20 protein-coding genes and 3 pseudogenes are annotated in these 23,788 nt (G+C 68.7%); 10 read left to right on the top strand and 13 right to left on the bottom strand.

Annotated features, from left to right (window positions below; genetic code table 11):
- Positions 1-373 precede the first annotated feature (373 nt).
- Both ABZO29_RS00770 and ABZO29_RS00765 read right to left on the bottom strand, forming a co-directional pair.
- Positions 374-851: pseudogene (locus ABZO29_RS00770) on the bottom strand (pyridoxamine 5'-phosphate oxidase family protein); the annotation flags it as partial.
- A 1,019-nt stretch (positions 852-1,870) separates the two neighbouring features.
- Positions 1,871-2,275 carry a hypothetical protein gene (locus ABZO29_RS00765; protein WP_367318177.1) on the bottom strand — a complete coding sequence of 135 codons (405 nt, stop codon included), beginning with the start codon at positions 2,273-2,275 and terminating at the stop codon, positions 1,871-1,873.
- A gap of 627 nt (positions 2,276-2,902) precedes the next feature.
- Between ABZO29_RS00765 and ABZO29_RS00760 the strand changes: the two genes are divergently transcribed.
- From ABZO29_RS00760 to ABZO29_RS00750, 3 genes and pseudogenes are all read left to right on the top strand, one after another.
- Positions 2,903-3,247 carry a MerR family transcriptional regulator gene (locus ABZO29_RS00760; RefSeq protein ID WP_367318176.1) on the top strand — a complete coding sequence of 115 codons (345 nt, stop codon included), beginning with the start codon at positions 2,903-2,905 and terminating at the stop codon, positions 3,245-3,247.
- A gap of 704 nt (positions 3,248-3,951) precedes the next feature.
- Positions 3,952-4,383: a DUF4259 domain-containing protein gene (locus tag ABZO29_RS00755; RefSeq protein ID WP_367318175.1), complete on the top strand. Its 432-nt coding sequence runs from the start codon at positions 3,952-3,954 to the stop codon at positions 4,381-4,383.
- Between the two features lie 124 nt (positions 4,384-4,507).
- Positions 4,508-4,714, top strand: a pseudogene (locus tag ABZO29_RS00750) (transposase); the annotation flags it as partial.
- A gap of 181 nt (positions 4,715-4,895) precedes the next feature.
- Here the strand turns inward: ABZO29_RS00750 and ABZO29_RS00745 are convergent.
- A complete protein-coding gene (locus tag ABZO29_RS00745) occupies positions 4,896-5,417 on the bottom strand; it encodes a hypothetical protein (RefSeq protein WP_367318174.1) in 522 nt (173 codons plus the stop codon).
- Positions 5,418-5,681: 264 nt separating this feature from the next.
- On the opposite strand from ABZO29_RS00745, the gene ABZO29_RS00740 reads away from it, so the two are divergent.
- Complete coding sequence (locus ABZO29_RS00740; protein WP_367318173.1) at positions 5,682-5,849, top strand: hypothetical protein; 168 nt, start codon at positions 5,682-5,684, stop codon at positions 5,847-5,849.
- 52 nt (positions 5,850-5,901) lie between these two features.
- On the opposite strand, the gene ABZO29_RS00735 is transcribed toward ABZO29_RS00740, so the two are convergent.
- Positions 5,902-6,759, bottom strand: a complete 858-nt coding sequence (locus ABZO29_RS00735; RefSeq protein ID WP_367318172.1) for a recombinase family protein — start codon at positions 6,757-6,759, stop codon at positions 5,902-5,904.
- 292 nt (positions 6,760-7,051) lie between these two features.
- On the opposite strand from ABZO29_RS00735, the gene ABZO29_RS00730 reads away from it, so the two are divergent.
- Positions 7,052-7,183, top strand: coding sequence for a hypothetical protein (locus ABZO29_RS00730; RefSeq protein ID WP_367326416.1), 132 nt, complete (start codon positions 7,052-7,054; stop codon positions 7,181-7,183).
- Between the two features lie 69 nt (positions 7,184-7,252).
- Here ABZO29_RS00730 and ABZO29_RS00725 read toward each other — a convergent pair whose 3' ends face one another.
- A complete protein-coding gene (locus tag ABZO29_RS00725) occupies positions 7,253-9,532 on the bottom strand; it encodes an MMPL family transporter (protein WP_367318171.1) in 2,280 nt (759 codons plus the stop codon).
- A gap of 175 nt (positions 9,533-9,707) precedes the next feature.
- Here ABZO29_RS00725 and ABZO29_RS00720 point away from each other — a divergent pair, with 175 nt between their 5' ends.
- Both ABZO29_RS00720 and ABZO29_RS00715 read left to right on the top strand, forming a co-directional pair.
- Positions 9,708-10,880, top strand: coding sequence for a sensor histidine kinase (locus ABZO29_RS00720; protein ID WP_367318170.1), 1,173 nt, complete (start codon positions 9,708-9,710; stop codon positions 10,878-10,880).
- On the top strand, positions 10,855-11,517 hold the full coding sequence (locus tag ABZO29_RS00715; protein ID WP_367318169.1) for a response regulator: 663 nt from the start codon (positions 10,855-10,857) through the stop codon (positions 11,515-11,517). The genes ABZO29_RS00720 and ABZO29_RS00715 overlap by 26 nt, the downstream gene beginning before the upstream one ends.
- 411 nt (positions 11,518-11,928) lie before the next feature.
- Here ABZO29_RS00715 and ABZO29_RS00710 read toward each other — a convergent pair whose 3' ends face one another.
- From ABZO29_RS00710 to ABZO29_RS00700, 3 genes are all read right to left on the bottom strand, one after another.
- Positions 11,929-13,113: an IS701 family transposase gene (locus ABZO29_RS00710; protein WP_367318168.1), complete on the bottom strand. Its 1,185-nt coding sequence runs from the start codon at positions 13,111-13,113 to the stop codon at positions 11,929-11,931.
- 316 nt (positions 13,114-13,429) lie between these two features.
- Positions 13,430-14,071, bottom strand: a complete 642-nt coding sequence (locus ABZO29_RS00705; protein WP_367318167.1) for a Rid family hydrolase — start codon at positions 14,069-14,071, stop codon at positions 13,430-13,432.
- Entirely contained in the window at positions 14,068-15,678 is a 1,611-nt protein-coding gene (locus tag ABZO29_RS00700) for a flavin monoamine oxidase family protein (protein ID WP_367318166.1), read from the bottom strand. Before ABZO29_RS00700 ends, ABZO29_RS00705 begins: the two co-directional genes overlap by 4 nt.
- A gap of 210 nt (positions 15,679-15,888) precedes the next feature.
- On the opposite strand from ABZO29_RS00700, the pseudogene ABZO29_RS00695 reads away from it, so the two are divergent.
- Positions 15,889-16,390, top strand: a pseudogene (locus ABZO29_RS00695) (ISAzo13 family transposase); the annotation flags it as partial.
- A 103-nt stretch (positions 16,391-16,493) separates the two neighbouring features.
- On the opposite strand, the gene ABZO29_RS00690 reads toward ABZO29_RS00695, so the two are convergent.
- From ABZO29_RS00690 to tnpA, 5 genes are all read right to left on the bottom strand, one after another.
- Positions 16,494-19,712 (bottom strand): alpha-L-rhamnosidase, encoded by a 3,219-nt coding sequence (locus tag ABZO29_RS00690; RefSeq protein ID WP_367318165.1) that lies wholly within the window; start codon positions 19,710-19,712, stop codon positions 16,494-16,496.
- A 256-nt stretch (positions 19,713-19,968) separates the two neighbouring features.
- Positions 19,969-20,184 (bottom strand): transposase family protein, encoded by a 216-nt coding sequence (locus tag ABZO29_RS00685; RefSeq protein WP_367318164.1) that lies wholly within the window; start codon positions 20,182-20,184, stop codon positions 19,969-19,971.
- Complete coding sequence (locus ABZO29_RS00680; RefSeq protein ID WP_367318163.1) at positions 20,181-20,438, bottom strand: hypothetical protein; 258 nt, start codon at positions 20,436-20,438, stop codon at positions 20,181-20,183. Before ABZO29_RS00680 ends, ABZO29_RS00685 begins: the two co-directional genes overlap by 4 nt.
- A 371-nt stretch (positions 20,439-20,809) precedes the next feature.
- Positions 20,810-21,382, bottom strand: coding sequence for a GNAT family N-acetyltransferase (locus tag ABZO29_RS00675; RefSeq protein WP_367318162.1), 573 nt, complete (start codon positions 21,380-21,382; stop codon positions 20,810-20,812).
- 41 nt (positions 21,383-21,423) lie between these two features.
- Positions 21,424-21,840, bottom strand: a complete 417-nt coding sequence (gene tnpA, locus ABZO29_RS00670) for an IS200/IS605 family transposase (protein ID WP_367318161.1) — start codon at positions 21,838-21,840, stop codon at positions 21,424-21,426.
- 27 nt (positions 21,841-21,867) lie between these two features.
- Here tnpA and ABZO29_RS00665 point away from each other — a divergent pair, with 27 nt between their 5' ends.
- Positions 21,868-23,112: an RNA-guided endonuclease InsQ/TnpB family protein gene (locus ABZO29_RS00665; protein ID WP_367318160.1), complete on the top strand. Its 1,245-nt coding sequence runs from the start codon at positions 21,868-21,870 to the stop codon at positions 23,110-23,112.
- Between the two features lie 50 nt (positions 23,113-23,162).
- Entirely contained in the window at positions 23,163-23,528 is a 366-nt protein-coding gene (locus ABZO29_RS00660; RefSeq protein WP_367318159.1) for an ASCH domain-containing protein, read from the top strand.
- Positions 23,529-23,788: the final 260 nt, after the last annotated feature.

Below are 23,788 nucleotides of genomic sequence, written 5' to 3'. Positions count from 1 at the left end.
GGCAAGATCCCGGTTGTGGCGGGCCGAGTCGGCAGACCACGCCGGCGGCCGGCCCACCGCTACTCCGTGATCGCGGAGCGAGGCCAGCCACACGGGTCCGGCCTTGGCATCTTCCGCTAAACGATCGAGCGTATGGTCTCCTGGCTGCACGGCTTCCGCCGACTTCGCAGCCACTGGGCACGTGAAGCGTGTTCGTCAGGGCTGGGGCCGGCCGGCGCCGCCGGGACCGGCGACAGCACCCCCCGGATCATCAAGGACAGGGGCAATGAGTCATACCGGCCCCGAAGGCCACGAACCCGAACCGGGCTCTACGAGGAAGGTAATGGGCTGGTTCCAGACGGCGTATGTACTTGGAGCAGTGGATGTAGGCCTACTCGACGCTCATTTGGACCCATATCTCAGGGCTTCGCCCAGGGGGGAAGTCGCTGGGCAGGTCGGGATGACTGGAGCGTAGGTCCGTGTCGGTGTAGAGCCGGGCTGTGCCGTTGACGTGAAGCCCCACGTGATGGTGCGTGAAGTCCACGAAGAGCATGCCGAGGTGGGGGTTCTCCGTCATGTTTCCGGCGCTGGCGAGTACACCGTTGCCGCGGAATTCGGGGTACGTCAGCGTGTGGTCGTCGATCACGTGGACAAATCCCGGCGGCCCGGCGCGGAAGCTGGCATCACATTCTCCATGGGAGTCGGCGGTGGCCAGGAAGACCATTGACCGGTGGCTGATGAACTCCCGCATTTTCGGGTGTGAGGCAGGGGCGAACCTGTTGATCGTAGAAGCGGGCGGCGCGGTCGGCGGTGCCCAGCTGCTGCAGCCGGTGTTCACCTGCTGATCCGAAGGGCGGCGGGGGCAAGGTCACGGTGTGCTCTCCTGGGAGGACTGGCAAGCGCTTGGCTCAGGGAGAGGACAGGACGAGCGTCTCGAACGGGTGTTGACTCAGCGCGAGCGCGCGGATCGCGGCGAGACCGGTACCGCCCGCCACCCACCGCAGGTCGCTGTGGCGGCGTACAGAACCATGCCTCCCAGCGGAGCCCCAGTCGGATCACGTCGTCCACCGAGGCCCGGTGCACCAGCGTGGTTCTCATGGAGGCGCCGGCCACCGTGCGCACGTGGACGGCGAGAATGCCGTCCTCACGAGGCGCGTTGGCGGGGGAGCAGCGGTGCCACCGCTTCGGCCACCAGGGGGTCTCGACGCTCACGTACTGTCCGGCGGTGTATTCGTAGGGCATGTGGGACGCAGATTGATTTCGACAATGCCGTGCCTCCGCGGCACACGGTGTTCGACCGTGGCGGGCCACACGGCGGGCCGAACCGCCTCGTCCTGCTCGGCAGCACTGACCATGACGTCGGCAACCGGGCAATTAGACCGTCATTTCCGCGGTGAACGGCTCGATCACCGAGATCGAGGCGCGTATGACGTCTTGCTCGTGGGCCGACAGGGGTGCCTCGACCACCTCAAGCTCCACGATGTGTACCACAGGAGTGGGCGCCGGGTGCCCCGGAGACGGATGTGCCAATGCGGTGCGTAAGCGGTTGATCCGGAATCTCAAAAGACCAGTGCTCCCTCATCCGTTGTTCGAGATTGCCTCCCGCCGGCGGACCGCGGGGCGGCATCGCAAAGGGGGCCATGTCCCTGAAATCCGCTAGGGATGAGGGTTTTACGGAGTCTTCGTCTCAGGAGAGCGGCGATCGGGGAGTCGACGTCTGCGAGCATGAGTCCTCATCGGGGCGGTAGCGTTGAAGTGGATCAACCCCTTGCGGACGTCACGTGACTGCATGGGAGGCGCAGAAGTATCTCCGGTGACACCGCACGTGCCGAGAAGGCGTACGTCGCGACCGGCGCCGACCTCGGCAGTGGCCCGTGGTCGGTCTGTGGACTCAATCCCAAAATTCGGTGCGCCCGGCCGTCGCGGCACCTGACGCTCCAGCAGCCAAGCATGCCGGCGGTGGGTGCGCCTCGCCGGCGATGTCATCGGCCGCGCGGTACAACCGCAGGGCGTCGCGCAGGCGGACATCCGGCTCGGCGAAACGGCTCGGTCTGATGTACGCGCAGCTCAGGAGGTTGTGAGCGGCGCCTCCTCGAGTGGATCTGCCAGGCGTCGGGGTGCCCGCAGTGCGGCCGGTGAGCGCCTCGATCGAGCCGTGCCAGTGGCCGTAATAGGCGAAGAACCTGGTCAAGGCACAGGCCGGCTGCCAGCCGAGGGTACAGCTGCCGTCGGGGTACCAGTGGGCCGCCCGGTGTGCCCAGTGCACCGCCGGCGCCGTCTTGCCGATGCCGGCCATCCCGTCGATCGCAGCGACCGGCGGTGGGCGGGGCGGCGCGTCCGGCGGGCGGGGGAGCGGGGGCCAGGAGGGCGTCCAACCGGCGGAGGTGTGCCTCCCGGGAGACTTCACGGGCACGATCGATACCGGCGGGGCTGTCGGCCTCAACCCGGGGCGGCACTTTTTCGGGTGCATCTGCGGCAGAAGCTCGTCCGCTGGCAATGGAGAAAACCTGCCATGACGACAGTAGACATTGGATCGCCATGGGGTTACTCTCTTCTCGTACCCAGGAAGTCGATGAGGGCACGGCAGACACGAATTGCCGTGCAACCAGGTCAAGCAAGACGCAGCCAGGGCCGTGAGCAGCAGCCGCGGTATCCAGCTGTACAACCGAGTAACCGAAGGTAAGGAGCGGAACGCCATCAGGATCGCCCGGGCGAGGAAGAAGTTCGCCCGGGTACCGCAGGCCCCGGATTGGAAGGTGGTCCCCGGTCACGCATTCGCGATCCCCGCAGCCCCGCCCTCCCAGGCGGAACCTGCGGTCACAGAAGGCCGGCGCAGTCAGCCGGTAGATGGTGTTGAAAGCTCGGGGCCCGGGTGCCGGTACGGCAGCCGGGCCCCCCGACGCGTCCCTGAAAGAAGAGGTCTATGCTCCCTGCCGGTTCCCGTCCTGCCGACAACCTCGACGACGATGACTACCCCGCCTACACCATGGGCCGGGCCGCAGAGATGCTCGGCACCACGCCCGCCTTCCTGCGTTCCCTCGGCGAACACCGTCTGATCACCCCCTTGCGCTCACAAGGCGGCCACCGCCGCTACTCCCGCTATCAGCTGCGCATCGCAGCCCGCGCCCGCGAACTCGTCGATCAGGGCACCCCCATAGAGGCCGCCTGCCGCATCATCATCCTCGAAGACCAGCTGGAGGAAGCGCAGCGCATCAACGAGCAACTGCGCACCCAGGGCGGCGAGTCGCAGTCGAAGACCTCAGCCTGATCACGGCGCCGGACCCAGGGAAGGCACGGTGACCGGAGGGCCGGCTGCGATCGTGTTCGTGGCCACATCGGGCTGCCCGCGGCAGCAGTTGCCGTCCGCGCGAGGGGCGGCGGCATCAGGCACCGCATCGATCGCAACGGTCGGCGCGATCATCGAAACGCCCGCCTGCGGGCTGCTCAGGCCTACTCGCCGCCCGCCACTGTGGCCAGCCGGCAACAGCGTGGCGACGTCCTTCAGGACGAGCCGCCCGCGTGGCCGGTGACCGGGCGGTCGTCCACGGCGTCCGCCGTCCGCACGGTGAGCGAGGCCCTAACCCACCAGGCTCTCGTCGAATGCGCCGACTGCGGAGTTCCCGGGGCCGCTCCCGGCAAAGGCCTCTGCCCAGCGCGTCTGGACTGGCCGCGGTGCCGCACCTGCCCCGGCCCCGCCCCGCGGCGCGCCCACCCCGACGCCGAGGGCCGCTGCACGACCTGCGCCACCGCATCGACCCAACTGCCGGAAGGGATCACACCATGACCACCCATGCACCACCAACCCCGGGATGGCTCAGCGGCTGAGCCCGTTTTGACAGCAGCCCCAGCGGTGGGTGACGTCTGGGGAGAACGAAGTGGCCGTTGACAGGTGGGAGAGAAAACGCTCCCGCGCCCTGCGCGAGCGGCTGCGCACCCGTCCTGATCCGGGCGCAACTACACGAGGAGATCAACATGGGCACCTGGGACACTGGCCCCTTCGACAACGACACGGCCGCGGACTTCGCCAACGCTCTCGACGACGCCAAACCCGGGGAACGCGAGGCACTGATCCGTGGCGTCCTCACGCGCACCGTCGACGCCACCGGCTGGGTCACCGAAGGAGAAGAAGCGGTGGCCACAGCCGCACTGATTGCGGCGCAATGCCCTGGCGGCGAGCCAGTCGATACACCTTACGGCCCTGAAGAACCCATGCCCGCCTTCCCTGACGATCTCCGGACGCTCGCGGACAAGGCCCTCGCTCGCATCATCAGCGACGAGGCCGGGCCAGCCTCGAACTGGGTTGATCCGGAAGATTGGAAGCAGTGGCGAGCCAACCTCAACCGCCTTCGCACAGTCCTTGCTCCGCCATCACCGTCCATCCCGCTGTTCGATGTCGAGCAATGACAGAGAGTCACCCGCCACAAGAACAAAACCTGAGCCAGAAGCACAACTCGTGAATAAAGCCAGGCGGCCGTTCTTCACGCGTCGAGGTGTCCGGTCACGGAGCACGAGAGACAGGCCGCTGCGTATGAGCCTCCCGGTCGACGCGCTCGCAAGCGACGCATTGGACATCCTGTCCCGCCTTCGGGTCGAGTTCTACGAATGCCTCTAGGCCCGCCAGGACGCACTGTTCGAGCTCACGGACGCGGTGTTGTGCGCGGACGGTCCGGTGAAGATCTTGGTCGAGTTGTCGCTGGCGGTTGAGCACCGGCGCGGGTATGGCGCGCTGCACGCGCTTCGGACCGCGGTTGGCTGGAGTCGACGCGGCTGCGCCGCGCGCTGGCCCTCTGCGCCCACTGCGGGCCCGTCACGGTCGGATGGACCGTGCGCCGTGGACGTGGATGCCCTCGAGATGAGCCGACCTCCGGATGCGGGGCGCCAGATGGTCGGCGCCGCCGCACCATTGGGTGGTGGCTCTAGATCACGAAGACCATCATCCAGAGCACCCACATTCCTCCTGCGAGGACGAGAACAGCGCCAGGGCTGAGCCAGCGGCTGATCCAGACCAGCCTGTTCCGTCCAGCCCGCCCGGCTCCGAGAGCACGCCGGGTCAGCACGTGGCCGATCTCCCGTGATACGAACAGCGCACTGGGCAGGGCAGGTACCAGGGACATCGCGATCCGCACGTACCACTCGGCGTCCGAACGGCTCGGGCCCAGCAGGAGGGTTCCAACCGCCAGCAGGGCTGCGATCACGAACCACAGCCAGGAGCGAAGGGCCAGCCCGTCCGAAGCCGGGCCCCATACGCCGTCCGCGTCCTTCTTGCGAATCTTTCCGGGCCGCGCCAGGAGCAGGTCCGCGACAGCTTTGTCGACCTCAGCGGCCGCTGTCGCCGCTTCCTTCCAGTCTCCTCTTGCGAAAATGAGGAACACCAGGGAGGCCAGTCGGGTCTCGCAGGATTGCAGGATCCCGCCAAGATTCCCGATCACCACAGCCATCGTCGCCATCCCTGTTCCCGGTACGAGCGGTATTCCCCGTACAGCCCGTAGGCCGCGGAAGCAAAGCCGTACCACCGGTCGAGCTGTCCTTGTCCTCAGCTGCGAGTCACCAGGACTGGGTGCGTTGCGCTGCGAGCTGAGCGGGTGGCCCGCCAGAGGTTCCGGCGGGCCACCCATGGATCCGCAGGTTTGTGGCCGCGGCGATTTTTGAGTACTTCAGGGCGAGTGATGTGGTCATGTTCGCCTTGTTGTAGCCCGTCGGCGATGGAGATACACGAGCCCCGTCGCCACGGCTTCCAGCAGCGGGCAGAGGATGCGCATCAGCACGTCCACCGCACCGACATGCCCGCGGAAGAACCAGACAACGGCCCCGAGGATCCAGGCACAGATGCCGGCGGCTGCGAAGAGGATCGACAGCTTGCCGACGAGTGAGGAACGGAGAGAGGCGAGCGCAGATCGAAGGGATTGGCGCTCGCGAACTGGTCTACTGGTGCCAGACATAGGTGGGTGCCCAGACTAGATAGGGTCTCGCTGTCTTCGTACCTCTCCTCGGGAACCAGTTGAGTATCTTTTGGTTCTGGATCACGATCCGGCTCGGTCGGCGCCATTCCAGCTGCCCCTTGCCCGCACCCGAGCGGGCGCGCACGCCGATCTCGATACCGTTCTCGACCAGGAAGCGAAGCACCGCGTTGATGGTGGCCAGCTCGTCGAACAGGTCAAAGACGAGGTGGACGAGGGTTTGCACCTGCTCGTCGGGGTCCTCGACGACCTGCCCGTCCGCAAGCCGGACATAGCCGATGGGCAGGGGGACGGCGAGCTCGCCGCGGCGGGCCTTGGTGATCCGCCCGTTCCACATCCGCTGTTTGATCAGGTGCAGCTCGGCCTCGCCGATCGTGCCCTTCAGCCCCAGCAGCATGCGGTCGTTGTGCTCGGCCGGGTCGTGGATGCCTTCCGGGTCGGCCAACAGGGCGCCGGCCAGCGCGCACAGTTCCAGCAGCTGGTGCCACTCGCGTCCGCTGCGGGCCAGGCGGGACATCTCCACCCCGAGCACCAGCCCCACGTGATCGAGACCGACCTCGGAGACCAGCCGCTGGAAACCGGGCCGGGCCACCAGACCGGACGCCGAGTGGCCGAGGTCCTCATCGATGACCAGCACCCGCGAGGCATCCCAGCCCAGTTCGACCGCCCGCTGGCGCAGCCCGTACTGCAGCCTGGTCGACTCCGCGTGATCGATGACCTGCTGCGGAGTCGACTGGCGCACATAGACGACCGCGAGACGGTCGAGATGCCGCGGCTGGATCTTGCCGTCAACCCGGTTCCACGGAGCCGGCGACGCCACCATCGCCGTAGCCCCCGCCCCCGCCGGATGTGGTCACCATCCGTGCCACCAGCTCGGACAACAACCGCACCACCAGTTCCCGGCGCAGTTCCGGCACCGTCTCCCACAGACCGTTCTGGGGAGTTCACGGTCGTCGTTGCCCACCGAGCCCCACCGCCCTCGTCGACGTCAGCCCGCCTCAATAGCAGCCGACACACAACGGCAGCAGCGTCAAGCAGGCCCTCCACCCCGATGACCGGGACATTCCCGGTCCCAGCGTCGTCTATGTGTGCAGTACGGCTTGCTCCTTGAACGCGTGATCAACAAGCTCAAGGCGTGGCGAGGCATCGCCATCCGATACGACGAGACTCCCGGCAGCTACCTCGCCGGTCTCCACCTGCGCGCCTCGGTGATCTGGGTCAAAGACCTCACCAGGACCACTCGGTGATCACGACTCGATATGCGTCGTAGGTGACGCGCTGAGGTGCCGGACGCCAAGGGCGGGCAGGGAGTTGAGTCAACGGTCAACCAGCCGTGGACGAGGGGCCTCGCCCGTGGATTCCACGTCGGTGTCGTCGGCGGCGTCGATGCCGACCGGGCCTCGGGGAAGTATCCGGTCCAGCCACCTCGGCAGCCACCAGTTGGCCCGGCCGAGGAGTGTCATGGTCGCCGGTACCAGCACCATGCGTACGACCGTGGCGTCGATGAAGATCGCGGTGGCCAGGCCGAGCCCGAACATCTTGGTGGAGGGGTCCTCGGCGACGGCGAAGGACAGGAAGACCGCCACCATGATGAGGGCGGCCGAGGTGATGATCCGGGCGGTGCCCGAGACACCCTCAACGATCGCCGTGCCGTTGTCGCCGGTGCGCAGGTACTCCTCGCGTACGCGGGAGAGGAGGAACACCTCGTAGTCCATCGACAGGCCGAACAGGATGGCGAAGAGGAACATCGGGATGAACGACACGATCGGAACCGTCGCTTCCAGCCCGATGAGTGCGCCTCCCCAGCCCCACTGGAAGACCGCGACCATGATGCCGTAGGCCGCGCCGATGCTCAGCAGGTTCAGCAGTACCGCCTTGAGCGGTACGAGTATCGAGCGGAAGACCAGCATCAGCAGCAGGAACGACAGCGCCAGCACGGCGGCGACGAACACCGGCAGGCGCTCGCTGGTGCGTTGGCCCACATCGGACAGGCTCGCGGCGGCGCCGCCGACGTGGGCCCTGGCCGGGCCGTGCCCGATCGCCGTGGGCAGCACCTCGGTGCGCAGCCGGGCGATGGTGTCGGCCGTGGCCTTCTCCTGAGGGCTGGTGGTCGGGAACACCACGAGGGTCGCGATGCCGGTGGCCCGATCGATATGCGTCGGCGCCACGGATGCGATGCCCGGATCCGCCGCGACCGCCCCGACGAGTCGGTCCAGCACTCCCGGATCACCGGCGGGGTCCGCGGCGATGACGAGCGGACCATTGGTCCCCGGGCCGAACCCCTCGGCGACGAGGTCGTAGGCGCGGCGCTCGGTACGGCTGTGGGGCAGTGAGCCGTCGTCGGGCAGGCCGACGCGCAGGCCGAGCACGGGCAGCGTCGCGGTCAGCAGCAGCCCCGCCGCGCCGACCGCGTACGGCACCGGGTGCCGGCTGACGTGCCCGATCCAGCGCCGCCACCCGGCGGCGGGGGCGGCGCCCGCCGCCGGGTCCCGCCGCCGTGCGAGTCGGCCCAGCTTCCTGGTCTGCAGAGCCCGGCCGATCCGGCCGGCCCGGGCCAGGCGTGGGCCGGCGGCGCCGAGGAAGGCCGGCAGCAACGTCACCGACGCGACCACCATGGTCAGAACGACGATCGAGACGGCGAGCCCGCCCACCGTCATGAACGGCACGTTCGCGACCGCCAGGCCGAGGATCGATACGAGGACGGTGCCGCCGGCGAAGACCACGGGCCTCCCCGCCGTGGCCACCGCCCGCCCCGCCGCCTCGCGGGGATCGAGCCCGCGCGCGAGGTACTCCCGGTGCCTGGCGAGCACGAACAGCGCGTAGTCGATGCCCACTCCGAGCCCGACCATGCTGCCCAGGACGGGGGCGAAGGTCGGGACGTCCGTCACCCCCGCCAGTACCGTCATCGTGGCCACCCCGACGGTCAGCCCGAAGACCGCCATGCCGATCGGCAGCGCGGCGGCGACGAGCGAACCGAACGCCAGGAACAGGATCGCGGCCGCAGCGAGGAGGCCGATCAGCTCGCTCGCGCCGCCGTCGGGGTCGGAGAAGACGTAGAAGAGGTTCCCGCCCATCTCGATGCGCAGGGGCAGCTCGGCGCGCAGCCGGTCGCCGAGATCGACGAGGGCGTCGAGGTCTTCGGCCGACAGCCGGCTCTGGTCGGGGTACTGCACCCGGACGACCGCGATCCGCCCGTCCTCCGAGACAAGGCCGCCGCGCACGGCGGTGTCCCCGCCTGCGTCGAGTGCCCCCGCCGGGTCGCTCGTGCCGAGCACGTGCGGCAGCCGCCGCACCTCGGTCTGCAGCCGCGTGAGAGCGGTGCGCGCGCTGCCGGGGTCGAAGAACGTCGCACCGTCGTCGAGGGGGGTGACGACCACTTGGGCGGTCATCCCCTCCTGGCCGGTGCCGGCCCGCTCGATCAGTTGCGCGGCCCGTTGGGAGTCCAGTCCCGGAGCGGTCATCGAGTCCGCGGTCCGCCCGCCGATGGCGATCGCGGCGAGGACGGCAAGCGTGGCGGCGATCAGCCATGCCGCGATCACCCGCCAGGGATGGCGGGCGGCGCTTGCGCCCAGGCGCAACAGGGCTTTCGAGAGCATCGGGTCCTCCAACCACCTCGTCGGCCGTCCTTGTACGGCCGCCGATGCCGAGGCTCGTCGCCACGGCGCTCCGCGGCATCGGCCCGCGGGCCGCGGATCCGTCGGCCCCGGGGCGGAGTGACGAACCGTCCTTTCGGCCGATGCGCGGCACGCCGCGGTCCCTACGCTGAGAACCGTGCTGCGAGAAGACCTGCGAACCCTGTGGACCGAACCCCGGCCGCCCGACGCGCCCGCCCGGGTGTGGCGGGACTGGGCTCTGCTCTCCGCGGGCCTGGCCGGTGTGGTGCTGGAGGCCACCCTGCGCGAGAACGTCGTGTGGCGGCCGGTCGCGGTGGTGTTCGCCGTATGGCTGTGCCTGCTGCCCCTGTGGCGCCGGACCCGCCCACTGGCGATGGTCACGCTGGCGTTCGGCTCGGTGATCCTGCTCCAGCTGGCCTCGCTCGTCGCCGCACCGCGCGAGCCCGTCGGCCTGTACACCGGCGCGGTCGTGCTCGTGCTGGTGTACGCGCTGCCCCGGTGGGGATCGGGACGCGAGACCGTGCTGGGCGGCGCGGTGATCCTCGCGGCCGGCGCGCTGTGTTCCGTCACGGACGAGACCCCGGTCTTCGAAAACATCGTGGGCCTCGTCTTCCTGCTGCTGCCCGGCGTGGTCGGGGCCGCCGTGCGGTTCCGGGTGACCGCTCGCGAGCGGCAGGTGGAGCAGGTGCGCTCCCGCGAGCGCGAGCAGCTCGCCCGGGAACTGCACGACACGGTGGCCCACCACGTGTCGGCCATGGTGATCATCGCCCAGGCGGGCCGGGTGCTCGCGGGCACCGACCCGTCCGCCGCCGTCAAGGCGCTGGAGGGGGTCGAGGAGGAAGGGGCGCGCACGCTGGAGGAAATGCGCGCCATGGTCGCCGCGCTGCGCGACCGCGGGGTCGGCGCCGAGCTGGCGCCCCCCGCCGGAGTCGCGGATCTGGAGCGCCTGGTGCGCACCCCGGGTGGTCGCCTCAGGGTCGACCTGGGGCTCGACGGCGAACTGGACGCGCTGCCCCCGGCCGTGGACGCGGCCGTCTACCGGATCGTGCAGGAGTCGGTGACCAACGCGCTGCGCCATGCGGTCGACGCGACCGAGCTCGTCGTCCGGGTCGCCGCGGAACGGCACACGGTACGGGTGACCGTGCGCGACAACGGCCGGCGCACCGGCCGGGGGCGCGACGGATACGGACTTACCGGACTGCGCGAGCGCGCGACCCTGCTCGGCGGCACACTACGAGCCGGCCCGGGCGCCGACCGGGGCTGGCATGTCGAAGCCGAACTGCCGAGAGCGAGGAGCGAGAGCGTTGTCCATTCGCGTCCTCGTCGCTGACGACCAGACCATCATCCGCACCGGGCTGCGGATCATGCTGAACGCCCAGCCCGGCATCGAGGTGGTCGGCGAGGCCGCCGACGGACAGGAAGCGGTACGCCTGGCCCGCGAACTGCGCCCCGACGTCTGCCTGTTCGACATCCGCATGCCCGTGATCGACGGACTCGAGGCCACCCGGCTGATCGCCGGCCCGGGCGTCGCCGACCCGCTGGCCGTGGTCGTCATCACCACGTTCGACCTCGACGAGTACGTCTACGGCTCACTGCGTGCCGGCGCCCGCGGATTCCTCCTCAAAGACACGGGACCAGACCTTCTGGCCCAGGCCGTACGGTCGGCGTCCGACGGTGAGGCGCTCATCGCGCCCAGCGTCACCGTCCGTCTGCTCCAGGCATTCGCGGACCTGCCCGCCGGCCGGCCCGCGGCCCAGCCGGTCTCCCCCGTCACCGCCCGCGAGGAGCAGGTGCTCCTCGCCGTCGCTCGCGGGCTGACCAACACCGAGATCGCCGATGCGCTGCACATCAGCCTCAGCACGGTGAAGACGCATCTGGCCAGCCTGATGGCCAAACTCGGCGCCCGCAACCGGGTCGAGATCGCGATGTGGGCCTACGAGACGCGCCGTATCCTCCCCGGAACCTGAGCCGGGTGCCGGGCCATGTCCCATGAGTCCCCGCCCGGACATCAGTGCACCGGTCGGCTCACGTCGGCACCACGTGCCTCACCCGCCCCAGAGCGTGACGTACCAGAGGCCGGAACTGGGACGGTGAGACACCCGATACGACACGACTCCCGACAGCTACCCCGCCAGTCGCCACCTGCGCGCCTCGATGATCTGGATCAAAGACCTCACCAGGACCACCCGATGATCACGACTCGATACGCGCCCTAGTACTGCAACGGTGCTTGTGCTGATTGCTGAGCAGTTTTCAGGGGCTGTGTCCGCGTCGTTTGTAGTGGCTGATGCGGGCTTGGTGTTGGCGTCGTCGGCGCCATGTCGACCAGTGCAGGATGTGGTCGATGGGGGTGGGCCGACGGTCGGTGAGACGGGTGATCAGGCGTCGGATCTCGGCAAGGCTGAGGTGGATGAGCTGGGAGGATCCGTTTCTGCTTTGTCCGTGTCCAGCTGTCTCGCCCGCAGGACGGTGAGGCAGGCGTGGGCTGCCATGGCCAGGGTCATGTGGCGGTGCCAGCCGGGGTAGCGGCGGACCTGGTAGTCGTCCAGGCCGCATTCCTGCTTCGCGCTCTGGAAGCATTCCTCGACCGCCCACCGGCTTCCGGCGATCCGGATGAGCTCGTCGAGTGTGGTGTCGGCAGGACAGTAGGCGATGTAGTAGGAGATCTCCTCGGGCCTGCTCACACTGCGGCGGGCGATCACCCAGTGCCGGCGATCCTCGCGATGCCAGGGCCGCACCTCGACACGGGCCCAGTCATAGATCCGCCGGCCATGGGCACCCTCGCCGCAGGAACGGCGTTTCCACTTCTGCCGCGGCAGGCCGGGAAACAGGTCGTGGACAGGGTGATCGATGGACCAGCGGGTGACGACCGTGTCGTGCCTCGTTGTGGCCATGACGTGGAAGACATCGGCCTGCTCCAGCTCGAACCGCCAGCCCTTGCTGAAGCCGTAGGCGGCATCCGCGGTCACCCAGCCGAACGGAATCCGGTCGGCGATGGCCCGGCGGACCATCGCCTTGGCCATGGCCACCTTCGTCTCAAACGCGATCTCGTCGCCGATGCCCGCGCGGCGACAGCGTGCCCGGTCCTCCGTCCAGGACGTGGGCAGATACAAGCGGCGGTCGATCAGCGTGCGTCCGCGGCCGGTGGCGTAGGCAAGGAACACACCGATCTGGCAGTTCTCGGTGCGTCCGGCGGTGCCGGAGTACTGCCTCTGCACCCCGGCCGAGCGAATGCCCTTCTTCAGGAAGCCGGTGTCATCCACGATCAACACGGCATCCCGGTCTCCGAGATGTTCGACGACATAGGTGCGGACATCGTCCAGGACCTCGTCGGCGTCCCATTCGATCCGGTTCAGCATCCGCTGGATACGGTCAGGACTGTCATGACCGGCCTCTTCGGCCAGCGTCCAGCCGTTCTTGCGCTCGAGCGGAGCAAGCAGCCCCCGCATGTACGCAAGAGCCGAATCCCGCGGCTCCGACCTGTTGAATCGGTGCACGAACCGCTCGTGCAGAGCGGCCAGTTCACCCGCCCACAACCTGACATCAGCAAGGTCCCCACCCATAACCACACCAACGAACGAACTGGCCAGCAGTCACGGCAAGCACCGTTGCAGTACTAGTCGCCGAGCAGACCTTCGCCCTGCTCCACCAGTTCAAACGCCTCGCGGTGCCCCGTGCCGGTAGAGGTGTTCCAGGAGCCGCAGTTCCTGGCAGGTCCACTGGACTGCATGCCCCTGGCCGGCCATCACGCGGAGGGCTTCCAGCCTCCTTTTGGGGATGCGCTGCCCACCGGAGCTCGGCGGCAGGGGTGACGTCGCTTCGGAGCCGGGCCCGGTCACGGGCCCGGCCCTTGTGCGGTTCCTCGCGGATCTGTGCCCGTCAGCGCTTCTTGTACGCGGCGGTGACCTCGATCTCCACGATCCAGCCCTTGACGGCCAGCGACGCGACCTCCATCGTGGCGCGCGCGGGACGGGCTTTGTTGGCGACCAGCGGTGCCTTGTGGGCGGAGGTACCCATCGGGACCGGGACGACCTCCTTCGAGGTGAGGTCGATGTTGGCGAAGTACTGGCGGTACGCGCGGTTCCATCCCGCGTAGTCGGCGGTCTCGGCGCCGGGCGGTTTCATCAGGTAGCACTTCATCGTGATGACGTCGGTCAGGCTCAGGCCCGCCGCTTCGAGGTTGGTCTTGATGTTGCGCAGGACGACGAGTGCCTGGGCCTCGGTGACCGTGACTCCCGTGGCGCCCTGAGTGAGGGCCGGGTCGGTGTAGAGCTCGGGCGATCCGGCCGGCGCGGACGGGTTGAGCGCGGTCGGGCCGAGGCCGCTGCTCTGGTAGATCGCCACCTCACTGCCGGTCGCCACTCCGGTGGCGATGGCCGGGTTGGACTGGCCCTCGGGCAGCATGACGCGGACCTCTTCGGGGCCGGGCCACCAGCCCTTGCCCTCGGCGAGCGCGGTGCCGCCGGTGAGGAGCGAGGCGGTCAGGGCCGTACCGATCATCGCCTTCGTACGTCGCTTCATGCGGCCATCACCCTTTCGTGGATGTCGGTCACGACCTTGCGGGCCGAGGTGAACGCGCCGTGCTGCCAGGCGATGACATGGCTGAGCCAGTCGCCGGCGAAGTAGACGTGCCCGGCGGGCTGGTTGAGCAGCTTGTACTCGGGACCGGTCTGCGAGGGCCAGCCCACCCAGCCGGCCTCGATGTGGGGCGTGCGGTGCCAGGCCACGCTGAAGGAGTGATCCAGTTCGGTGCGGTACTTGTCGCCGTGGATCTTCACGCCCCGGCTCACCGCCCGCGCCACGCGCTGGGCGTGCGGCAGATCGCTGTACGCGACGGCGTTGGCACCGAAGTTGTAGTAGCCGATGAGTGTGCCGCGGCGGCCCTGGTAGCCGTACGAGGGGTACCAGATGGTGGCCAGGTCCGTGTCGGTCGGCGTGATGCCACCGTAGATGTGCTCGTCCGTCTCCCACCAGCGGCTGCGGTACTCGAGCCCGACCTTGCCGACGGGGGTCGGGACGGCGTACTTCAGTGCCGCGGTGATGTCGGTCCCCAGATTGTGCTTGAGGCGGGCCATGACCATCGGCGGCATGGCCGCGACAACGAAGTCGGCGCGCTGGGTCCGGGTGCGGCCGCCGACGTCCTTGTATGTGACCTCGGCACCGTCCGGCAGGTCCTTGACCTCCAGCGCCTCGGCGCCGTAGGTGATGCGGTTCTGGCCGATCGCCTTGGCCAGGGCGTACGGGATCGCGTCCATGCCGCCCACCGGCTGGAACATCAGCATGGCCTGGTCGTAGCCGAGTTCGAAGGCGAAGCGCTGCCCCACGCCGCTGGCGACGACGTCCGACAACGATGGCACCGGGCCGAGGACCGTGCCGTCCTCGAAGGCCGCGCCCGGCTCGACGGAGTAGCCTCGCCGGTCGGTGCCGGTGTAGGCGTAGCCGTCGGCCTTGCCCTTGATGGCGCCGAAGCTCTGCAGGAACGCGATCAGTCGCTCCTTGTCCTGCGCGGTGAGCCGTGCGTCAAGGGCGCCCTGGTCGGTGGCCTTGGCGAGCAGTTCGGAGACGTAGCCGTAGACGTCTGCCTTTGCCGTGCGCCAGCGCATGGGCTTGCCCGCCAGGGCGGCACTGCTCTCGTGATAGATGTACGCGTTGGCGTTCTGGTTGGTGAACACCTGGAGTTCGACGCCGAGTTCACGGCAGTACTCGAGAGTGACGTGGGACTGCGGCAGCCGGGCCGGGCCCGCGTTCATGTACTGGCCCTCGGTGAACGATGCCGTCTGCGTACGCCCGTCGAGGTCGGTCAGCTTCGTGCCGCCGCGGACCGTCCAGTTGCGGCCCCCGGGGCGGTCCTTCGCCTCCAGGATCCGGCAGTCGTAACCGGCCTTGCCCAGCTCGTAGGCCGTCGCCAGGCCGGCTATGCCGCCGCCGAGTACGAGCACCTTCTTGCCGCCGCGCCCGGTGAGCGCGAAGTCGCTCTGCTGGGGCGCCCGATACTCGTCCGCCCGTACGTCCGGCACCGGGGCGATCCCGAGTGCGCCCATCGCCGAGTACAGCACTCCGGCGCCACCCGCGACGCCAACGGATCTCAGGAAGTTACGGCGGGACGCGGGGGATTGCTCAGCAGCCATCAATTCCTCCTCATCCGAACCCCGGGGCGCGCGCCGTCCGGGGAGCGGTCGTTCGGTCAACCCGGTCACGTGGGGGGCGAGTTACTGAGGAGACCGGAGGTAAGTCGCCATGAGCCTCCGTCAGGACTGTTACAACGCCATGCCACTGACGTAAGGGCTTGCAGAGAATCAACGTGTTGCTTCCCGGACGAGCGGCAGCGGAGGCTGCTGATGGGGGCCGAGGCCCGACTACTGGGCCACGGTGGGATCCGGGCCGTGGCCCGGGCGGCCGACGTCAGTGAGACAACGCTCCGCAAGGGTGTGTTCGAGCTGGAGGCCGATGCGGAGCCGTTGGGGCGGGTGCGGCGGCCGGGCGCGGCCGCAAGCGGGCCGCGGATCTCGATGCGGGGCTGCGGCCCGCGCTGCTGGCGCTGGTCGAGCGGACGAGCGGGGTGATCCGATGTCGCCGCTGCGCTGGACGGCGAAGTCGACCCGCACCCTCGCCGCCCAGTTGACCCGGTCCGGGCGCAAGGTCAGCGCGGACTCGGTCGGGGATCTGCTGCGCCAGGAGGGCTTCAGCCTGCAGGCCAACACCAAGACCCTCGAGGGCAGGCAGCACCCGGACCGGGATGCTCAGTCCCGCTACCTCAACGAGCAGGCACGGGATCACCGGGACGCCGGAGACCCGGTGATCAGCGTGGATACGAAGAACAAGGAACTGGTCGGCGAGTACGACAACGACGAACTGTTGCTGTCAACAGCTCAGTGTCGGCCGTGAGGTCCGCAGCACGGGCGGACACACATGTGCTGTGTCCGCCCGTGGATCCGCAGGATCGTCAGGCGGTGAAATCGTGTGTGCCGGAACCGACCCGGTAGACCGCGCAGCCGTCCTGCCGGCGCAGGAACGTCCCATGCGTGTGGGTGACCGCGCGAGGGGTGGACGCGGGGATCCACACCTCGGCCGTCGTGTTGGGCGGCACCGTGCAGGTCAGGGTGAAGCGGCCGGACTTCTGCCGCCATCGGACGGAGACGGGGCCGTAGACCGAGCTGAAGGTGGCGCGGGCGGAGTTGACGGTTCCGCCCGGGCGGGGGCGGATGACGATCTCACGGAAGCCGGCCCCGCCCGCCGAGATGCCGGCGATGTTCGTGTACATCCATTCCCCCACCGAGCCGTAGGCGTAGTGGTTGAAGGAGTTCATGGCCGTGTCCTGGAAACTGCCGTCGGGCCGGATGGAGTCCCAGCGCTCCCACATGGTGGTGGAGCCACGGTCGATCGGATAACCCCAGCTGGGGTAGGAGCGCTGCTGAAGCAGGCGGTAGGCGACGTCGGTGTGGCCGGTGTCGGTCAGGAGGGGCAGCAGGCGGGGCGTGCCGAGGAAGCCCGTCGACAGGTGCCAGTCCCTCGCCTCGATCAGGGCGACGAGCCGGTCGGCCGCTGCCTTGCGCAGGGAGTCCGGCAGCAGGTTCATCGACAGCGCGAGGACGTACGCCGTCTGTGTGTCGCCCTTGACCCTGCCGTCGGAGCCGACGTACGCGGCGCGGAAGGCGTCCCGTATCCGTCCGAAGAGATCCCGGTAGGGGGCGGGGTTCTCGCCCAGGACCTCGGCCATCCGGGCCGCGAGGTCGGCGCTGTGCGCGAAGTACGCGGTGGCGACGACGTCCTTGGGCGTCTCGTCGTCGACGTTGAGCCAGTCGCCGTACCCCTGAGCCGGGCGCAGCAGACGGTCGCTGTTCTTCTCCAGGTACGTCAGCCACTCCCGCACGGACGGCCAGGCGTCCGCCAGGACCTGCCGGTCGCCGTAGGCCCGGTAGAGCGCCCAGGGCACCGTGACGCCCGCGTCCCCCCACCCGGCGGTGCCGTTGCCGAGCGTGCCGACCACCGGTGCCACGTCCGTGAACGCGCCCTCCGCGGTCCGCGAGTCCCGCAGGTCGACGAGCCACTTGGAAAGGAAACGGGCGGACTCCATGGTGTAGGTGGCCGTGGGCGCGAAGACGTTGATGTCTCCCGTCCAGCCCAGCCGCTCGTCGCGCGCGGGCGTGTCGGTCGGCACGGAGAGGAAGTTGCCGCGCTGCCCCCAGGTGATGTTGCTGTGCAGCTGGTTGAGCATCGGCACATCGGTCTCGAAGTCGAGCGTGAAGGGCGCAGACGTGTGCATGACCCGGCCGGTGACGGCCTTCGTCGAGGGCGTGCCGGGGAATCCGGTGACCTCGACATAGCGGAAGCCGTGGAAGGTGAAGCGGGGCTCGTACGTCTCCTCTCCGCCGCCCTTGAGGGTGTACGTGTCGGTCGCCGCCGCGCCTCGCAGGTTCGCTGTGTAGACGGTGCCGTCGGGGTTGAGTACCTCGGCGTGTCTGAGCCGGACGGTCGTTCCCGCGTCGCCCGACACCCGCAGACGTACCGAGCCGACCATGTTCTGGCCCAGGTCGAACACAAAGACACCGGGCTTGGGTTGGGTCACCTTCTTCGGCTTCAGCTCCCGCTCCACGCGCACCGGCCCGTCCACCTGCGCGACGATCAGACCGGGCCCGGCGTCGCCGGCGCCGCCGGCGACGCGTACGCCGAGCCAGCTCCCGTCGTCGAAGCCGGGCGAGGTCCAGCCGGGGTGCTCCTTGCGCGCGTCGTACGTCTCACCGCTCAGGAGATCGGCGGCGACGATCGGCCCGGCGGCGGCCCGCCAGTCGGTGCCCGACGTGATGCGCTCGCTCGTCCCGTCCGCGTACTCCACCTCCAACTGCGCCAGCAGCGCCGGGTCTTTGCCGTACTGACCGGGCCCGAACATGCCGACGTTGCCCGCGTACCAGCCGGGTGCCAGGTATGCCCCGATGGCGTTGGCGCCGGGCCGCAGGAGCGCGGTGACGTCGTACGTCTGGTACTGGACGCGGGTGCGGTAGTCGGTCCAGCCGGGAGCGAGCTGGTCGCGGCCCACGCGACTGCCGTTGAGGTGGGCCTCGTACAGGCCGAGCGCCGTGGCGTACAGGCGCGCGCGTGACACCTTCCGGCGCGGGAGCCGGAATTCGTGCCGCAGCTGGGTGACGGCGTACGACACCGGGACGACCCTTCCCCACGGCCCGCCGCCCCACGCGGCCGCCACCTTCGCCGCCGGCCAGCCCCCGTCGTCGAAGCCAAGGCCGCGCCAGTCGGCGGGAGGCTCCTTGTCCGTCGCCTTCCAGGAGGCGTCGGTGACGATCTTCTGCTCACCGGAGGCGGTACGGACCGTGAGGACGGCGATGACGCCCGCCGGGCCTTGGGTCGCGTTGGTGGCGGAGACGGCGACAACGTTTTCCCCGGCGCGTATCCAGTTCAGTACGTCGATCACCGCCGGGCGACGCCAGTTCTCGTTGTCCGCGTCGAGGTCGGTGCGGGCCACCTCGACTCCGTTCACGGAGACGGCATACACGTTGTCCACGGTGATGGCGAGCGTCGCCGCCGTGATCCCGTTGGGCAAGTCCGCGGTGCGGCGGAACCAGCGGGTCTCTGCCGGAACGCTGTTGGCCGGATCGCCCTCGGGGAACCAGATCCAGGAACTGCCCTCCAAGGACGGCGCGTCCGTGAGGCTCGCCGGAGCCGAGATCCAGTCGGCCATCCACTGCCCGGCAGCCATGAGGCCGGTCTCCCACCACGAGGGTTCGCTCCAGCCGGAGACCCGGCCGTCGGCGTCCCACACCCGTACGGACCAGAAGTAGCGGGTCCGGGGCTTAAGTTGCGGACCTTTGTACGGCACGAGGACGGACTCGCCGGACGCCACCTTCCCGCTGTCCCAGACGTCCGGGCGGGACAGGCCCGAGGCGGTGGTGGCAACGCGCACCTGATAGGCGCTCTGCCGCATGCCCGGCTTGTCGGAGGCCAACGGCCAGCTCAGCCGGGGGCGTTGCGCGTCGAGGCCCAGGGGGTGCGGGACGTATTCCACGGTCGGTGCCGTGACGCGCAGGCCGGTGCCCCGCGTCTGCGCCTGGGCCGGTCCGGATGCCGGCGCGGCCGTCGCCGGTACGGCGTCCAAAGTCGCTGCCGCAACGGTGGCGGCCGCGCCCGCGAGAATGTTCCTCCTGCTGATCACTACGACTCCTCGCTCACGGGGAAATGGATGAATCGATTCAACACGGAGAGGCGTGGGTAACGTAAGGCCGCGTGAGACGAGGGTCAATCGTTGTGCAGTCGATTTCCTGACGACTCCTCACCCGCAAGATCTCCGCGCGGAGTTGGCGCGCGATGCGAGGTGTGCAGGCTGAAGTTGCTGGTCACAGGGCTGGTGTGCGTGGGCATCGAGATTCTGGTGCTGGTCGCCGGCAGGTGACCTTGGTGAAGATCGTGGGTCATCGGGCGACTTCGCGGTTCGTGAGGACCAGCAAGGCCCTGACCAGGGCGGTCGCCCAGGCGGGGTCGGTGCGCACCTTGCCGAGGACGTGCCAGTTCTTGAGGTGGGCAAAGCCGTGCTCGACGGGTGCCCGGACGGCCGCCAGTGCCGTGTCGGACAGCTCCTGGCCTCGCGTCAGGGGCCGGTTCCGGGCGGCCTTGTAGCCGGTGATCACCGCCGGGTCGGCGTCGGGGCCGCCGTCGTCGAGGCCGACGATCCCAGGTCGGCGATAGCCCCGAGTCCGGCCGCCCGTAGCTTGGCGGTGAGCTTTAGCATCTCGGCCTCGATCTGCGCGCGTCTGGCCAGCACGTAGTCGCAGACCGTGGAGTAGGACACCAGGTCGAAGTCGTACTCCTGGGCGAGACGCTGATGGATCCGGCGGGTGGTGTGCTTCTGCTTGCGCGGAGCACTCGCGTCTTCCCGCAGCATCTCGTCGATCCACGGCTTGGCCGGGTCCAGGACCGTGGCCCGCGGCGCCGGCTTGTTCCGTGGAGGGGAACAGCAGACGGAAGGGCCTGCCTCACCGTCCGGCGATGCACCCCGTACTTCTCCGCAAGGGCCCACTGCGATAGCTCCGGATCAAGACGCTTGTCCCTCCGGATCGCAGCGAACAGCTCCGTCCGCGACAAACCCATCCCGGCCTCCCGACACGACCGTGACCAAGCAACACGGCCTCCGACATGACCGTGATCGGCGCACAAACCCTGCCGTCGTCGGGCGGACGGAGCAGTGCATTCACTCCAAAGAGGGCACGTCGCCAGCGAGTTGCCGCAGCCCACTTTCTTCCGGAGGCTCAGCACTCACTGAAGTTCGCTCATCGAGTGCAACTGCGCGAACTCGTCAGCGAGTATGCCCATCACGACGAGATCATGGTGTCGGCCGGCAAAGAACACGTGTTCGCGCAGGTGCCCCTCATCGGCGAAGCCGAGACGACGATGCAGTGCCAGCGATGCCTCGTTGTGCGCGAAGATCCGCGCTTCGCACTTGTGGTACCGCCGCTCGGCGAACATGAAGCGCAGCAGCACCACCACGGCTTCTGTCGCGTAGCCCTGGCGTCGGTGCCCAGCACCCATCGTGATGCCGTACTCGAACCGTCCCGCATGCGGATCTGCGTGGTGCGAGCCGACGGCCCCGACGATCTGCCCCGTGTCCACGGCTTCGATGGCCAACGTGAAGCAGTCACCATCGGACTTCGCGACGGCCTGTTCCTGCGTCCAGGCGCGGAACCCCTCGGCAGACCGAGGCGGATGCAGCGGATCTCCCCACCGCTCTTCGTCGGCGGCGAAGCCCATGAACGCCGTCCAGTCCTCGGGCTCGATACCGCGCAGACGTATCCGCTTACCGGGACTCTTGCAGAATGCCCCGGCGTTCACGCCGGGGCTGAATGCATCTCAAGGCTGTTCTGACGTGCACGTTAGAGCGGACGTTGTTGCTGCTCGATGTACTGGCGGACGATCGCCAGGGGTGCTCCGCCGCACGATGCGGAGAAATACGAGGGCGACCACAGGTGCCCGTGCATGATGGCACGGTTGATCCGGCCGGTGAACTCCTGCCGTATCCGGCGGGCGGATACACCCTTGAGGCTGCCCACCAGCTTGGAGACGGCGACCTTGGGCGGGTAGTGCACCAGGAGGTGGACGTGATCGCGTTCGCCGTTGAACTCCTTCAGCTCCGCTTCGAAGTCCTCGCAGACCTTGCGCATGATCTCTTCGCAGCGCGTCAGCATCTCGTCGTTGAACACCCCGCGCCGGTACTTCGTCACGAAGACCAAGTGCACATGCATCGCCGAAACAACATGTCTTCCACGCCTGTAATCGTCCTGCCCATCCATGAGACCAATCGTAGTAGGATCTTGGGTGTGCAGCTCCGCTACAACTACCGGGCCTACCCGGACGCCGCACAGCGCCGCGCGCTGGCCCATGCGTTCGGCTGTGCCCGCGTGGTGTGGAACGACTGCCTGCGCGACCGCAAAGAAGCACACGCTGCAGGGCTGCCGTACGTGACGTCGGCCGAGCTGTCCCGGCTTCGCATCACCCAGGCCAAGCGCACCGAGGAACGCGCCTGGCTCGCCGACGTGTCAGCGGTCGTCCTGCAACAGTCCCTGCGGGACCTGGACACCGCCTACAGAAACTTCTTCGACAGCCTCACGGGCAAGCGGCAGGGCCGCAAGGTCGGCCCTCCCCGCTACAAGTCGAAGAAGGACACCCGGCAGTCGATCCGCCTCAACACCAACGCCTTCTGCCTCCAGAGCGACGGCACGGTGTACGTGGCCAAGGTCGGCGACCTCAAGGTCACGTGGTCCCGCAGGCTTCCGGCCGCACCCACGTCCCTGACCATCACCAAGGACAGCTGCGGCCGGTACTTCCTCAGCTTCGTCGTGGACACCGAGCCGGACACCCTGCCCGAGCTGGAGACCGGCGCGGGTATCGACCTCGGCCTGTCCGCCTTCGCCGTCCTCTCCGACGGCAGGAAGATCGTCAGCCCGCGCTTCCTGCGCCGGGCGGAGAAGAAACTCAAGCGCCTTCAGCGGGAGCTGTCCCGCAAGGCCAAGGGATCGAAGAACCGGGCCAAGGCCCGCATCAAGGTCGCACGCCAGCACGCCAAGGTGGCCGACCGGCGCCGGGACTTCCACCACAAGGCTTCCACACAGATCATTCGCGACAACCAAGCGGTGTACGTGGAGGACCTCGCGGTGTCCGGCCTCGGCCGTACCCGGCTCGCCAAGTCCGTGCACGACGCGGGATGGTCCGCGTTCGTCGGCATGCTGCAGTACAAGGCGGCAAAGCACGGCCGCACCTTCGCCAAGGCGGACCGCGCTTTCCCGTCCTCGCAGGTCTGCTCGGCCTGCGGATTCCGGGACGGCCCCAAGCCCCTGCACGTCCGCGAGTGGACGTGCGGCGAATGCGGCACCGTGCACGACCGCGACCACAACGCAGCCCGCAACGTCCTCTTCGAAGGACGCCGAAAAGTCGCCGCCGGACGGGCGGAGACGCTAAACGCCTGTGGAGCGCCGGTAAGACGGGCACCCGTGCCCGCACAGCGCGATGAAGCAGGAAGCCCCCGGAAGGGTCAGCCGACCCAGGCCGGAATCCCTGGACCTTAGGCCAGGGAGCACGTCAACGCTCCTACACCACCCAGGAGATCGACCGCCTCATGACCCGCCACACCGCCGCCCCAGCCCAGCCCCGCGCCCGGCACATGAACCTCTACCGCCGCTACTTCGACCTGGTCGCCTCCGGCCGCAAGAAGATCGAGGTCCGCGTCCAGTACGCCAACCTGCGCAACCTCGCCGCCGGCCAGCACATCAAGTTTGCCTGCGGCCAGGACGAATGTCTGGTCCGTGTCGTCCGCGTCGCCCGCTACACCTCGTTCGAGGAGATGCTCGACACCGAGGGACCGGAGAACGTCAACCCGGACTCGCCGCGTGAGCAGCAGCTGACGAACATCCGCCGCATCTACGGCCCGGAGAAGGAGGCCCTAGGCGTCCTCGCCATCGAGATCGAACGCGTCACGGCCTGACCCGCGCGCAACGAGGCGCCCCGTCCCCGGCATTCCAGCTGCCGGGGACGGGGCGCTCGCATGCTAACCGCGCCTGGCTATGTCCACGAGAACGGGTTCTGGTCTGACCACAGCTTCAGCCTTCCTCCAGTCACGGCCGGTTGCGCCGCACCAACGGAGGTAGAGCGCCGCACCTCCCGCGTTCGTCCTGGTCGTGAGTTCGGCACGGCTTCGGGCGAAGCGCTGGTATCGCCCCAGCTATCGGCGACGGGGACGACCCG

It is taken from the genome of Streptomyces sp. HUAS ZL42 (genome assembly GCF_040782645.1).
Lineage (GTDB): Bacteria > Actinomycetota > Actinomycetes > Streptomycetales > Streptomycetaceae > Streptomyces.
The sequence above is the reverse complement of the archived record's forward strand: the minus strand, read 5'-3'. Positions and strand labels throughout refer to the sequence as shown.